The organism is Allobaculum sp. Allo2, from assembly GCF_022701175.1.
Classification (GTDB): domain Bacteria; phylum Bacillota_I; class Bacilli_A; order Erysipelotrichales; family Erysipelotrichaceae; genus Allobaculum; species Allobaculum fili.
Map to the genome: position 1 here is coordinate 1,263,615 of NZ_CP078088.1, position 12,785 is coordinate 1,276,399.

The 12,785-nt window shown below is 41.3% G+C and carries 15 protein-coding genes and 5 pseudogenes; 19 read left to right on the forward strand and 1 reads right to left on the reverse strand.

Translation table 11 applies throughout. The features are described from left to right. Window positions 1-169 precede the first annotated feature (169 nt). The 7 genes and pseudogenes from KWG61_RS07140 to KWG61_RS07165 all read left to right on the forward strand — a co-directional run bounded on the left by KWG61_RS07140 (window position 170) and on the right by KWG61_RS07165 (window position 4,906). A complete protein-coding gene (locus KWG61_RS07140) occupies window positions 170-511 on the forward strand; it encodes a hypothetical protein (protein WP_242745367.1) in 342 nt (113 codons plus the stop codon). A gap of 20 nt (window positions 512-531) precedes the next feature. Then, window positions 532-1,134, forward strand: a complete 603-nt coding sequence (locus KWG61_RS07145; RefSeq protein WP_242745370.1) for an N-6 DNA methylase — start codon at window positions 532-534, stop codon at window positions 1,132-1,134. Window positions 1,135-1,296: 162 nt separating this feature from the next. After that, complete coding sequence (locus KWG61_RS07150; protein WP_242745372.1) at window positions 1,297-1,824, forward strand: restriction endonuclease subunit S; 528 nt, start codon at window positions 1,297-1,299, stop codon at window positions 1,822-1,824. Window positions 1,825-2,078: 254 nt separating this feature from the next. Beyond that, window positions 2,079-2,243 (forward strand): hypothetical protein, encoded by a 165-nt coding sequence (locus tag KWG61_RS07155; RefSeq protein ID WP_242745375.1) that lies wholly within the window; start codon window positions 2,079-2,081, stop codon window positions 2,241-2,243. 828 nt (window positions 2,244-3,071) lie between these two features. Further along, window positions 3,072-3,388: pseudogene (locus KWG61_RS17250) on the forward strand (type I restriction-modification system subunit M N-terminal domain-containing protein). Window positions 3,389-3,420: 32 nt separating this feature from the next. Beyond that, window positions 3,421-4,495 (forward strand): annotated as a pseudogene (locus tag KWG61_RS07160) (N-6 DNA methylase). A 105-nt stretch (window positions 4,496-4,600) separates the two neighbouring features. Next, window positions 4,601-4,906 (forward strand): restriction endonuclease subunit S, encoded by a 306-nt coding sequence (locus tag KWG61_RS07165; RefSeq protein ID WP_242745377.1) that lies wholly within the window; start codon window positions 4,601-4,603, stop codon window positions 4,904-4,906. Between the two features lie 67 nt (window positions 4,907-4,973). Here KWG61_RS07165 and KWG61_RS07170 read toward each other — a convergent pair. Next, window positions 4,974-5,483 (reverse strand): annotated as a pseudogene (locus tag KWG61_RS07170) (restriction endonuclease subunit S); the annotation flags it as partial. Between the two features lie 126 nt (window positions 5,484-5,609). On the opposite strand from KWG61_RS07170, the pseudogene xerA reads away from it, so the two are divergent. The 12 genes and pseudogenes from xerA to istA all read left to right on the forward strand — a co-directional run bounded on the left by xerA (window position 5,610) and on the right by istA (window position 12,375). Further along, window positions 5,610-6,594, forward strand: a pseudogene (gene xerA, locus KWG61_RS07175) (site-specific tyrosine recombinase/integron integrase). After that, window positions 6,591-6,833: a hypothetical protein gene (locus KWG61_RS07180; protein ID WP_242745381.1), complete on the forward strand. Its 243-nt coding sequence runs from the start codon at window positions 6,591-6,593 to the stop codon at window positions 6,831-6,833. The pseudogene xerA and the gene KWG61_RS07180 overlap by 4 nt, the downstream one beginning before the upstream one ends. 5 nt (window positions 6,834-6,838) lie before the next feature. Further along, a pseudogene (locus KWG61_RS17255) lies at window positions 6,839-7,084 on the forward strand (hypothetical protein); the annotation flags it as partial. 116 nt (window positions 7,085-7,200) lie between these two features. Further along, the gene (locus tag KWG61_RS17260; RefSeq protein ID WP_367614281.1) at window positions 7,201-7,473 is read left to right on the forward strand and encodes a restriction endonuclease subunit S; all 273 of its coding nucleotides are present in this window, start codon (window positions 7,201-7,203) and stop codon (window positions 7,471-7,473) included. 322 nt (window positions 7,474-7,795) lie between these two features. Beyond that, window positions 7,796-8,503 carry a type I restriction endonuclease gene (locus KWG61_RS17265; protein WP_367614282.1) on the forward strand — a complete coding sequence of 236 codons (708 nt, stop codon included), beginning with the start codon at window positions 7,796-7,798 and terminating at the stop codon, window positions 8,501-8,503. A gap of 172 nt (window positions 8,504-8,675) precedes the next feature. Further along, window positions 8,676-9,173: a DEAD/DEAH box helicase family protein gene (locus KWG61_RS17270; RefSeq protein ID WP_367614344.1), complete on the forward strand. Its 498-nt coding sequence runs from the start codon at window positions 8,676-8,678 to the stop codon at window positions 9,171-9,173. After that, entirely contained in the window at window positions 9,110-9,382 is a 273-nt protein-coding gene (locus tag KWG61_RS17275; RefSeq protein WP_367614345.1) for a hypothetical protein, read from the forward strand. Before KWG61_RS17270 ends, KWG61_RS17275 begins: the two co-directional genes overlap by 64 nt. Continuing rightward, window positions 9,340-10,134 (forward strand): type I restriction enzyme endonuclease domain-containing protein, encoded by a 795-nt coding sequence (locus KWG61_RS17280; RefSeq protein WP_367614283.1) that lies wholly within the window; start codon window positions 9,340-9,342, stop codon window positions 10,132-10,134. Before KWG61_RS17275 ends, KWG61_RS17280 begins: the two co-directional genes overlap by 43 nt. Continuing rightward, the gene (locus KWG61_RS17285) at window positions 10,127-10,345 is read left to right on the forward strand and encodes a hypothetical protein (protein ID WP_367614284.1); all 219 of its coding nucleotides are present in this window, start codon (window positions 10,127-10,129) and stop codon (window positions 10,343-10,345) included. The genes KWG61_RS17280 and KWG61_RS17285 overlap by 8 nt, the downstream gene beginning before the upstream one ends. A gap of 14 nt (window positions 10,346-10,359) precedes the next feature. Beyond that, complete coding sequence (locus KWG61_RS17290) at window positions 10,360-10,878, forward strand: type I restriction enzyme endonuclease domain-containing protein (RefSeq protein ID WP_367614285.1); 519 nt, start codon at window positions 10,360-10,362, stop codon at window positions 10,876-10,878. 206 nt (window positions 10,879-11,084) lie between these two features. Continuing rightward, a complete protein-coding gene (locus tag KWG61_RS07195; protein WP_242745383.1) occupies window positions 11,085-11,351 on the forward strand; it encodes a hypothetical protein in 267 nt (88 codons plus the stop codon). Between the two features lie 283 nt (window positions 11,352-11,634). Continuing rightward, the gene (istA, locus tag KWG61_RS07200) at window positions 11,635-12,375 is read left to right on the forward strand and encodes an IS21 family transposase (protein ID WP_242745597.1); all 741 of its coding nucleotides are present in this window, start codon (window positions 11,635-11,637) and stop codon (window positions 12,373-12,375) included. The last annotated feature ends 410 nt before the right edge of the window (window positions 12,376-12,785 follow it).

A 12,785-nucleotide genomic window follows, 5' to 3' on the forward strand; every position in this document is an offset into this window, starting at 1 on the left:
CTTTTCGGTTTTCCTCCGTCTCACAGGGTTAAAAGGCAATAATTCCTCATGATAATTGGATTGCCATAAATAATCATGAAAAAGTTTATATAAACTTCTTGAATTTTGGTCGGATTAATGCCAGAATAAGCTCAAGGAAAAAGTTTAAATAAACTTAGGAGGTACGAATTTGCCAACAGAAGTAAAGACATCAAAAGAAAGAATTGCTAGTGATCTGGAGATTTTAAAAGTTGAATCTCCAATGAAAGAGCTGAGCGCTGTCAAATCAAGTGAAGAAATTTTAAATCTGGCTGTAGCAGCAGCCCATGTATTAAACAAAGACATTAGCGACATCAATGTAGACGGGGCTAATCAGGAGGCTGTCTCTTTATGGACAGAGGCTTTACGGGATCTGGATTATGAAGGGATCAAGAGTACCATTATTAATGCTCTTTCGATTACTGATTCTACGGAACCCGGAAACGGTCTGAAGATTCTTCCTGATCTGATTCGACTTTTTGAGGGGATGTAAAACCGCTGCGAATCCTCAATATGAATTCGTGTCGTGGAAATATTACTGCAAAAGCGGCGCAGGATTTCCCGACTGCCAGAATTGTTTCAGAAGACCTGAACCCCAGACATTGCATGCTTCAGCAAATTGTTAGCAGGGTGTTTAACCTGCCCATCGAAGTGAGAATCGATCGCTTGAATCATAAAACAGAAAAAGGCCGATTTGATCTTGTTCTTGGAGAACTTCCATTTGGAATGAGACGAGTAGAGCGCACACCAATCCTCGCTTTTAATGGTGAAGAAATCAACGTTCGGTCGTACGAGGCTGAGTTGGTTAATGATGCTCTTATTTCATTGGATAAAGATGGAATTGCCGCTTTGGTCACTACGCCTTCTGTCCTCTTCTCTAACTCCGAAAAGAAGTTCGTCAATGCATTGATCAAGAGCAGCGTTATTGAAAAAGTCATTCAGCTTCCTGCTGGAATCCTCCCTAATACTTCTATTTCTCCTGTGCTTCTTATTCTGAGTAAAAAGAGAATTCGAAGATTCAAATCTGTGATCTTAATAGTATCTTTTCTCTTGGCCGAAAAAGAGTTTGCAGAAACAGAAGGAGCTTCTGGAAGGATTAGAGTCAACGATTCGTAATCACGAGACCCTCTTTAACGATTTAAGTGTTGCAGAGGCAGAAGCTGACAGCTCCCTTTTATATCCGCAGCGCTACTACACTCAGACTAGTCTGAGAGACTTTGAGAATACATACTGTGTTAAGGATGTTGCTGAAGTATTCAGAGGAAAAATCTGGCTAAGATGAATGAGAATGCTGAAGGCGATTGTTATCTTCTTACAGCCAAGGCACTGCGTGATCAGCAGATTGATATCTCCGCATTGGAGACAATCGGCGAAGATTCTTCAGCTCAAAATGATATTTATTTAATGGATGGTGATATTCTGATCTTTTCCAAAGGGGTCGCACCACAGATTGCTTTTATGGAAGGTATTGGAGAAATGCATGTGATTCCTAGCAGCAACTTTCTTGTTATCCGCCCCGATCTTCAAAAAATTGATCCTCGGTATTTGATGGCTTACCTCACTTCGAGCGACGGTAAAAACAGATTGGAATCCATCAGTAAAGGCTCTGTTATAAAAAATATTACAACCCCGGATCTTAAAAATATGGAAATTCCCAAACTTGATCTGGAGCAGCAGAAAGTCATGGGAGCCAGATATAAGATCCTTCAAGACCGGCTGAAAGAAGCTAGACAGCGGGTAGAGAGAATTATTGCAAAACGAGATTCTCTTTTTGATGAGGGTGGTGAGTCTCTTGGCGTTAGATAAACAGGGCCTTGACAATCTGGCATATGAAGTCTGTTCCTACGTATCTGATCGTCTTCTCCTGGAGAATCGAACAGGAGGGCTTGAGTCTTATCTAAAAAGATTGGCTTTTATGAGGATACAGAAACAACCCAAAACGACTGGATCTTCAATCGATATACAGCCAAGGTCATGATCATTGGATTTACGCACCTCGATAAAAAGCAATTGATCAAATTGCCTCTCAAGTTGGAATTGACCCCAGACAGATTGAATTCGTGACTAATGAAGAAATCAAGAGATTTAATTACGGCAAACTAAAACTTAATTATGAGTATTCGGATATCATTATTGGACCGATTCATCATAAAGGAAAAGGCGTAGATGGTTCTTCAAGTCCTATTTCAATGATTGAGGCGAACCCAAAGAATATCCAAATTTAGTTAAAGCTGTTGTGAATAATGAGCTTAAGATTACTAAAGACAGTCTTCACAAGGCTCTGAAACGAACAATCAAATTCAGACACCTTTACGAAATTTGAGCAAAAGAATGGCGCTCATGGTGTATTGAACCAGTAACGAATGAACGCAAAGAAATACGAAACTCGTGCAGCTTCAAAGCCAGAAGGAATTATTGTGACAGAAAACAGGCTGCGGGAACGCAATGAACTGCATCGTTCGATTTGGGCGATTGCAGAAGGCCTTAGATGTATATTCCAATAAATCAGACTGAGATTTCGTATTTTAGGGTTCTGAATTCCGAAATCTGAGATCAGAATCCCAAGGTTTGAGTTTAAAGCTTCATATAGTAATTTTTAATATATTTAGATTTATCTATCGGCGTAAGTCGACCATGCTATTCGGGCGTAACACGCCCGCTTTTCCGTGCCAAGAGAACGGGGTAATCCGCCGGGAGTCGGGGCATAAAAGATGGAATGGACCATTTGGTTTATGCCCCTTTTGCGAAAAAAGATTTATCAGGATGGTATCGCTAAACAAATTGGTCCATTTCCAATATTGAGGGGACAGGAAAACCAATCTTTATATCAGGCTTAAATAGCGGCTGATCTTTCGGTGTAAGAAGCCACTGATAGCCTGATTTTTTTCGATGAAAGCCCTTTGCAATCCAGGGGTGATTATAATGAAAGAATACATAGCCCATGAGGCAAAAGAAGGAGACTTATGGCAAATACAAAGAAGAGAGTATCTAATAAAGCAGATGTGGGATTTGAAGCTGAACTGTGGAGTGCAGCCGATGTTCTCCGCGGTAGCATGGATGCTTCTGAATATAAACACGTTATTCTCGGCTTAATCTTTTGAAGTATATCTCTGATTCTTTCGAAGCAAAACGTGCTGAACTTTTAAAAGACCCATATGCTGATCCTGACGATAAAGATGAGTATATTTCTGAAAACATATTTTTCGTTCCGGAAGGTGCTCGATGGGATGTGATTAAGAACTCCGCGCATACAAACTCTGTTGGAACAGCCATCGACTCTGCGATGGAACAAATCGAGAAAGAGAACCCAAAACTGAAAGGCGTTCTACCAAAAACTATGCCCGCCCTGAAATGGACCAGCGAAGATTAGGTGAAGTTGTCGATTTGTTCACCAATATCAAAATGCACGAACACGGAAACGAAAAAGATATTCTCGGAAGAACCTATGAATATTGTCTCCAGAAATTTGCTTCCCAGGAAGGCAAAAACGCAGGCGAATTCTATACGCCTTCTTCTGTAGTGCGCACGCTTGTTGAGGTTTTAAAACCTTACCATGGCCGTGTTTACGATCCTTGCTGCGGTAGCGGCGGAATGTTTGTGCAGTCTGCAAAATTCATTGAGAATCATGGAGGTCACCTGAATGATATTTCCGTGTTTGGGCAGGAATCTAATCCGACTACCTGGAAGCTTGCTCAGATGAACCTGGCGATCAGAGGAATTGATGCAAACCTCGGCCCCCACAACGCAGACACCTTTTGGAAGATCTTCACCCTCATGAAAAGATGGATTTTGTGATGGCGAATCCTCCTTTCAACGATAAAAGCTGGTGGCACAAATCGCTCGAAGATGACCCGAGATGGGCTTATGGAACACCTCCTGAATCAAACGCAAACTTTGCCTGGATGGAGCATATGATTTCTCACCTGAACCGAAACGGAAAGATCGGTATGGTCCTGGCAAATGGTGCGCTTTCTACTCAGACAAAGGGTGAGGGCGAAATCCGTAAAAAATCATTGAAGCAGACTTGGTTGATTGCATAGTAGCTTTGCCTGAAAAGCTCTTCTATTCAACGGGTATCCCTGTTTCACTCTGGTTTCTTTCAATGAATAAAAAGCAAAAAGGAAAGACGCTTTTTATTGACGCTAAAGATATGGGAACCATGGTTTCCAGGAAACTGCGCGAATTTTCCGATGAAGATGTTAAAAAGATAGGTGAACTTTATCAATCCTACGAAGAAGGTAACCTTGAGAATAATCCAGGGCACTGGGCAATAGTCGATACCGAAGAAATCGCAAAACAGGACTATATTCTAACTCCAGGCAGATACGTAGGAATTGAAGAAGACAAAGAAGATGGAGAGCCATTCGACGAAAAAATGAAACGCCTGACTTCTGAACTTGGTGATTTGTTTAAACAATCACGTGAACTCGAAGATGAAATCAGGAAGCAACTGGAGAATATTGGGTATGAAATTTAAAGATGTCTGTCGGGTGATTAATGGCCGTGCCTATAAATTAAACGAACTACTAGAGAAAGGAAAATATCAAGTTCTTCGAGTGGGTAATTTTTTACCAATTCAGAAATGCTCTATTCAGATTTAGAACTTGAATCAGATAAATACTGTGAGGATGACGATTTGTTGTTTGCTTGGTCAGCATCATTCGGACCAAAAATTTATCGCGGACCAAAATCTATTTATCACTATCATATTTGGAAACTGCAGGTAGATGACAGTAAAGCAGATAAATACTATTTGTATTACTGGCTTCTAAACAATGTTCGAAGAATGCAAGCTGGCGGACATGGAAGTGTGATGGCTCATATAACAAAGCAAGATATGGAAAACCAGGAAATTGATCTTCCGCCTCTTCAGCTTCAAAAAGAATAGCCGGCATCTTGAATTCTCTAGATGAGAAAATGGATAACAATGCTCTCATAAACAAGAATTTAGCGGCTTAGAGGTCGATGCCCGAGACATCCAGCTCGCCGGACATAAGGCGAGGGAGTAGAGCATCCCTTATTGAGGCCAGTCTTGAGGATTGCGTTTCGTTTTCCTGCATGGCTTTATACATAGGTAAAACAAGTTCTTCAAACTCTCGGAGTGTCTTTTCATATGGGATACGGAGCTGCATTGCATTCAAAATGTTTGTTGTCATACTCGGAACAGCAGAACCAGCATTCAGCGAAGCAAGATCCTTACTCTTTATAAAATGGAAAACAAACTTTGCCACATTAGGGCGTTGCATCTTAGTGTAAAACATCGTATCTACAGACCAAAACGCCCCATTGACATACATTACATTGTTGAGTGTACCCTTACGAGGTATCAAAACTGACTCCCCAGAATAGAGTGGTCGCTCAACATAACGCATAATTCCACCAGAACCATATACGGGATAGCCACCATCAGCCAGCTTTTTATGATCTTTTCCGTATTTAACCTCTACCAAATCTGAAAGAAGTCCTGTTTCCCACTGCGGGTTGGCTTTTTAATGAAGAGTTCTTCGTAAATAGCCTGCGCCTGCTGCTCTAAATTCTTGTTTGCTCCACCTACTGATATTTGCATACTCACTGTAGGCGAGGTGAAGATTATGCAGGAAATCTTAGTGAACAGTGTTGTCCAGGCGTTGAGTGGTTTGTTTGGTTACGGAGAGTTGAAAACGATTGAGACTGTTATTCGAGCTGTAGTTTCGCAGTTCGATGTTTCTCAAAATCATCAGGAAGACCCTTCTAAGCAAAATGAAGAGTATTTGGATTTGTTTTTATCGGCCAAACAGGTCGAAGGCTGCTCTGAGAAGTCGATTGATTATTATAGAAAAACTATTCAAAAGATGCTCGATCAGATTAGTAAGCCTGTTATTGGAATCATGACTGATGATCTCCGATCTTATTTATCTGATTATCAGAAGCTACATGGATCAAGCAAAGTAACTATCGATAATATCCGAAGAATTATCTCAAGCTTTTTTCTTGGCTCGAAGAAGAGGACCATATCCTAAAGAGTCCAGCAAGAAGGATTCACAAAATTAAAACAGATAAGGTGATCAAAGACACTTACTCTGATGAAGAACTCGAAAAATGAGAGATTCAACGTCTAACAGCAGAGATTTGGCAATGATTGATTTGCTTGCCTCCACAGGTATGCGTGTTGGTGAGCTTGTCAAACTTAACATTGATGACGTTGATTTAACCGAGAGGGAATGCATTGTATTTGGTAAAGGTAATAAAGAACGTCCAGTCTACTTTGATGCGCGCACTAAGCTCCATCTTTCCAAGTATTTGTCTGAACGGGTAGATGGAGGAGAAGCGCTGTTCGTAGGATTAAAGCAGCCATATGCCAGATTGACGATAAATGGGGTAGAGTCACGACTAAAGACTATCGGCGAAGGTGCCGGAATCACCAAAGTCCATCCCCATAAGTTTCGAAGGACTATGGCTACAACAGCCATTGATAAAGGTATGCCGGTTGAGCAATTGCAAAAATTGCTTGGACATGAACGGATTGATACAACCATGCAATATGCGATGGTGAAACAAAGTAATGTAAAAAGCTCACATAGGAGGTGTATTGGATGATAATTAAATTAGACGAGGTAATTAAAGATATCGCGGCAGGACCTTTTGGTTCGAATTTAAAAGTTGAATGCTTCACTTCATCCGGTTTCCCCATCGTAGATGGAGCTAATCTCAAGGGAGTTAAGGTGACTGACAATATAACGAAATTTGTTTCGGAAGAGAAGGCGCGATCATTAAGCCGATCTATCGCCAAAAAGGTGATGTTGTTGTTACTATTAGCGGAACTGTTGGGCAGATAGCCTATATCCCGAAAGACTCTAAATACAATGAATACTTAGTCTCGCAGAGACAATTCCGCGTCTCTTTTGATGAAGATCAAGTATACGTTCCATACCTTGTTTATTATTTCCACACCAGAGAAGGGCAATCGAAAATTTTGGCATTTAAAAACCAGACTGGTGTTCCAGCTTTGGCACAACCATTGAAGAACTTTAAAAACATTGAAATTGATTTACCTTCCTTGGAATTTCAGAAAAAGCAGATAAATTTGATTGAGCGAATGCAAGCGAAAATCGATCTCAATAATCAGATAAACAAGAATTTAGAACAGCAAATACAGGAAATTTTCAGAAGTCGATTCCTCACACCAGGACCATCACGAGATGGATGGAAAAAGACCACTCTCGCGGATGTATCCCTAATAGGAGCTGGGGAGATAAACCAAAAACTGTATCTGCCGTTCAAACCACAGAATATCCATATCCAATTTATTCTAATGGCATTAGAGACGAAGGCCTTTATGGATTTTCAAGTGGGTACAAAATTGAGGATGAAAGCATTACGGTCTCCGCGAGAGGAACTATTGGTTATGTTTGCTTGCGCCATCGACCATATACCCCGATAGTCCGGCTTATCACCTTAGTCCCGAAAAAGAAATAGTATCTGCGAAATATCTTTATCTGTGGTTAAGGAACTCCAAAATTCTCGGAACTGGGACTACGCAACAACAGCTTACAGTTCCTGATTTTCAGAAAACAGAAATAGTCGTGCCAACAGCAGAAGAAATGAACTCATTTACAGATGTTGTTTCTCCTCTTTTGAAACCATTTGGGCAAATCAGGCGGAAAATTTAAAGCTTGCCAACTTAAGAGATATCTTGCTTCCAAAACTATTCTCCGGTGAACTTGACATATCTAATATTGAGCTCTAAGCCAATAAATTCTTGTTTTCACCAGCTAAATCCTAGAAAAGGAGGGATTCCATGAATCAATACACTGAAGATTCCTATGAAAAGACTCTGATACAGTTGTTCGAGTCAGAATTAGGCTATGAATATCAATATGGTCCAGATATGGATCGGGATTATAGGGATCCCCTTCTTCTCGAGGTATTAAGAGATTCACTACGAATGTGTAATCCTGACCTTCCAGCTGCTGCCTTTGACGAAGCAGTAGTCAAAATTCGGAATTTGGAGGTCGGTTCTCTTGAAACCAGGAATGAACAATTTACAGACTATCTGCAGAATGGGCTGAGAGTCTCCTACTATCGAAATGGTGAAATGAAAAATGATCTGGTTCATTTGATCGATTATAACGATGTACAGAACAACTCTTTTCTCATCGTGAATCAGTTCACTGTAGAAGAATTTAAAAAGAAAAGGCCAGATCTTGTCCTGTTTGTAAACGGAATGCCATTAGTTGTGATCGAGCTCAAATCGCCATCACGGGATGAAACAGGTGCTTCTGAGGGATATGTTCAGCTGCGCAATTATATGCTGGATATCCCCTGCTTATTTAACTATAATCAAATTTGCGTGATGTCCGATATGTTGGTTTCACGAGCTGGTACAATCTCGAGCAATGAAGACCGTTATATGGACTGGAAAACGACAGATGGAAATTATGAAAACACGAAGTTTGCAAACTTTGAAACCTTTTTACGGGCATTTTCCAGAAGGATCGTTTCCTGAATATTCTGAAAAACTTCATTTTATTCATGACGCCTGGTGGTCGGCTAATCAAGACTCTGGCTGGATATCATCAGTATTTTGCCGTTGAGAAAGCCGTTCATTCCACGATGCTGGCTTCAAAAACAGACGGACGAGGGGAGTATTTTGGCATACTCAAGGCAGCGGTAAGTCGCTGTCTATGGTTTTCTATACTCATTTATTAGACCAGCAAATGGATGATCCAACTTTTGTTGTCCTTACTGATCGCCGTGATCTTGACGATCAGCTATTTAAGACCTTCTCGGATTGTCATAAGTTCCTGCGTCAAACGCCTGTTCAGGCCACCTCTAGAGAAAATCTATATGAGCTTTTAAATAATAGACAAAGTGGCGGTATCATCTTTACCACTATGGCCAAATTCGAAGAAGAATGGGGAGCTCTATCTAAACGGAAAAATATTATTGTTATGGCGGATGAGGCCCATCGTAGTCAATACGGTCTTACTGAAAAATTTGTAACGACCAAGGATCAATACGGGAATGTTCTTGCAAAAACGGTGATTGGGGCAGCCAAAAAGTTCGCGATAGTCTTCCAAATGCGACCTATATCGGCTTCACTGGAACGCCAATTGATTCTGAAGATAAAGACACGAGAGCTGTGTTCGGAGACTATATTGATATTTACGACATGACTCAAGCTGTTGAAGATGGTGCGACCAGACCGGTTTACTATGAAAGCCGGGTTATGAAGCTTAAACTCGATGAAGAGACTCTTCGAAGAATCGACAACACGTACGATATGTTGGCTGCTGAGGCAGATGAGATCACAATTGATAAAAGCAAAAAGAACTTAGCAATATGGAGGCTATTCTTGGCAGTGATGAAACGATTGACTCTCTAGCAAGAGATATTATTGATCACTACAAAGAAAATCGTGAAAATTTATTGACTGGGAAAGCGCTGATCGTTGCTTACTCCAGAGAAATTGCTGTGAAGCTTTACCATAAGATGCTGGAGCTTGAACCTACCTGGGATAAAAAGGTCAAGATTGTAATGACTGGAAGTAATAAAGATCCAGAAGAGTGGCACGAATATACGGGTACGGATAAGTATCGAGCGGATTTGGCAAAAGAGTTCAAAGATAATGAGTCTGATTTCAAAATCGCGATTGTTCGTGATATGTGGCTCACGGGTTTTGATGTTCCATCCTTGGCTACTATGTATGTTTTTAAACCAATGAGCGGCCATAACCTGATGCAGGCGATTGCCAGAGTGAATCGTGTCTTCGGGGATAAAGAGGGCGGACTTGTAGTCGATTATATTGGTATTGCCTCCGCATTAAAGCAAGCAATGAAGGACTATACCAAGAGCGACCAGAAGAATTTTGGTGACCCAGATATTAAGAAAAAGGCACTTCCTATATTTGAAGAGGCTCTATTCAGCTGTAGAGACTTATTCAAAGGGTACGACTATAAGTCCTTTTTGCAAGGTACGGATTTGGAAAAAGGAAGAGCAATCACTGGTGGAGTGAATCACATCATGGATTTAACCCATCAAGAAATGAATATTCCAGAAAAAGAAAGAGCACAGTTCAAATTTATCAAGGAAGCCCAGCGTTTGAAGCAGTCTCTCTCTGTGCAGCAGTTTGGTTGATGATAAACAACAAAGAGAAGCGGGTTATTTTATCGCTGCAAAAACGCTTTTAAATCGGATTTCGACTTCCGGTGCTTCGGGCAGGCTGTCTTTGAAAGAAGTGAACGCTCAAATTAATGAACTTCTGAAACAGACGATCAAGAGTGAGGGTGTGGTAAGCCTTTTCTCAGATCGTGGGGAAGAATTTTCACTTTTGATACTGACTTCTTAGAGGAAATCAGAAATATGGAGGGAAAAAATCTGTCCCTGGAACTTCTGAAAAGATTACTGAATGATGAAATCCGTGGCTTCAAAAGAACTAATGTTGTTAAATCAGAAGAGTTTTCTGATCGCTTGAAGAAAGCGTTAAATTCCTATGTGAATGGGTTGATAACGAATGAAGAAGTGATTGAGGAATTGATGCGGATGGCCCAAGATATCAGGAATGCCAGTCAGGCAGGAAATGATCTGGGTTTATCTATTGAAGAAGTCGCTTTCTATGATGCTCTCTGCAAGCCGGAAGCGGTAAAAGACTTTTATGAAAACGACCAACTGGTACAGATTGCAAAAGAGCTCACGGATATTCTTCGGCATAGTGTCTCGATTGACTGGCAACGCAAAGAAAGTGCCAGAGCCGGAATCCGCAAAAATATTAGACGTCTTTTGAGGAAGTACCATTATCCACCTGAAGAAATTCCTGGTGCGATTGATCTGGTTCTTTCTCAAGCAGAACTAATGGCGAACAATTTGTCTCAATATTTGTAAACCAGTGCATTAGAAATATTATTAGTATTTTTCCTTTCTGCAGGAAAGAATGTCTGATAGATTTTGCGAAATAACGACCAAAGGACTGACTCCACCCTCACATGGAGCCAGCCCTGAGAGTGTAAGGTCTTTTGTGTAAATTCCATCAAGGCATCAGACTGATACAATCAGCTTGAGCCTGACAAATTTATACAAGGAGACCACTTATGCCACGTAAAGCTAAAGCTGCACCAACCCTTCAGGAACAGATTGCTTCAACCATCGTTAAGGAATACAAACCTAAGACGTTTAAAGAAGCCTCAGACCTCATCAGGGAAATATTTGGCCCTGTCCTTGAACAGATGCTCCAGGGAGAACTTGATTCGCATCTCGGTTATACCAGCGGATCGCATGTTTTTGTAGTTTATAACTGGTCCAAAAAGCGAAAATCGGATTTGAAAACTGGGCCACCTGACTTGTATCGTACTCCGTAATGGAGGACTAGAAAGTGCATACTCAGATGACAGTTTTCAAATACATCGATTTACGAACACAAGGAGTCTCATCCAGAAAAGCCGCTGCGCTGTGCTCGATCTCGAGAACCACTGGTGAGAAGTATTACAGGAAGTACAAGGAAAGAGAGAGTCTCTGGAAGCTGATCCAACCCACGAAAACAGCCGAACGTTTATTGAGGAGTGTATCGATCCGCCTTCATACGACAGTTCATCCAGACAACCTCGGAAATACAGTCCAGAGGTCGACGCGCTTCTGGATCAAATTCTTGAAGACGAAGAAGAAAAGACACGCCTGCTCGGGTCTGACCATAAGCAGCAGCTGACCTGCTTACAGATCTGGGATCTGATCAGGGCTGCTGGATTCGACATTGGATTGTCGACCATCACAAAAAGGGTCAAAGAGAAAAGGAACAGGCACAGAGAATGCTTCATCAGTCAGGACTACGAACCAGGTGACCGGTTTGAATACGATTTTGGCGAAGTGAAGCTGATGATTAATGGTCAGAGAAAGACGTTCTATCTGGCCGTTATGACTTCGCCATGGTCAGGCTATCGAGCTGCCTGCCTGTACGAAAACCAGAAAAGTCAGGTCTTCTTTGAATCGATGATCCGCTTCTTCAATGAAGTCGGCGGAATCTTCAGAGAGGGCGTTTACGACAATATGAGAAACGTCGTCTCGAAATTCATAGGAAGAAACGAGAAAGAAATTAATCCGGAACTTATCCGCTTCGCCCATTACTACGGGTTCAGGGTAAACGTTACGAACGCATTTTCTGGAAATGAGAAAGGATCCGTCGAACGTTCCGTTGAAGTAGTTCGAAATAAGAGCTTCGCCTTGAAATACAAATTCGACAGTCTCGAAGAAGCTAGAATGTGGCTCAAGGATCGTCTGGATGAACTGAATAAAGATACGAAGCGGAAAGAAGAACAGCCGTTTCTGAAGCCGCTCCTTCCTGACTATGAAGCGGCTCAGATCGCTGAGCGGATAGTAAATACTCTTTAATCAGCGTTGACAATAATCAGTATTCCGTTCCCGATAATCTGATTGGTAAAAAGTAAGAGTTAAAACCTACACAGAAACAATCAAAGTTTATTACGAACATGAACAGGTAGCTGAACATCAGAGAATCAATGATGGAAAACAAAAACGTGCTTCGATATTCGGCACTATCTAAGCACGCTGCGTAAAAAGCCTGGAGCTTTAAGAAACAGTACAGCCCTCAAAGCGGATCCAGAACTCAAATCAATTTACGACAACTATTTTAGCGAAAAGCCGAAAGAATTCATAGAAATACTCACCAGACACAAAGACCGGCCTATGGAAGAAATCAAAGATCTGCTCAGGATAGAAGCCTGTCAGGCACCTCAGCGCCAATCTGTCTATGAGCCTCTGGCCGCACAGGTAGAGGAATA

Excerpts from the sequence above, each read along its gene's own strand:
- KWG61_RS07145 (WP_242745370.1), top strand. The coding sequence starts at position 532 with ATGAATTCGTGTCGTGGAAATATTACTGCAAAAGCGGCGCAGGATTTC.
- KWG61_RS07150 (WP_242745372.1), top strand. The coding sequence starts at position 1,297 with ATGAATGAGAATGCTGAAGGCGATTGTTATCTTCTTACAGCCAAGGCA.
- KWG61_RS07165 (WP_242745377.1), top strand. The coding sequence starts at position 4,601 with ATGCTCTATTCAGATTTAGAACTTGAATCAGATAAATACTGTGAGGAT.
- KWG61_RS07180 (WP_242745381.1), top strand. The coding sequence starts at position 6,591 with ATGATAATTAAATTAGACGAGGTAATTAAAGATATCGCGGCAGGACCT.
- KWG61_RS17260 (WP_367614281.1), top strand. The coding sequence starts at position 7,201 with ATGGAAAAAGACCACTCTCGCGGATGTATCCCTAATAGGAGCTGGGGA.
- KWG61_RS17265 (WP_367614282.1), top strand. The coding sequence starts at position 7,796 with ATGAATCAATACACTGAAGATTCCTATGAAAAGACTCTGATACAGTTG.
- KWG61_RS17280 (WP_367614283.1), top strand. The coding sequence starts at position 9,340 with ATGGAGGCTATTCTTGGCAGTGATGAAACGATTGACTCTCTAGCAAGA.
- KWG61_RS17290 (WP_367614285.1), top strand. The coding sequence starts at position 10,360 with ATGGAGGGAAAAAATCTGTCCCTGGAACTTCTGAAAAGATTACTGAAT.
- KWG61_RS07195 (WP_242745383.1), top strand. The coding sequence starts at position 11,085 with ATGCCACGTAAAGCTAAAGCTGCACCAACCCTTCAGGAACAGATTGCT.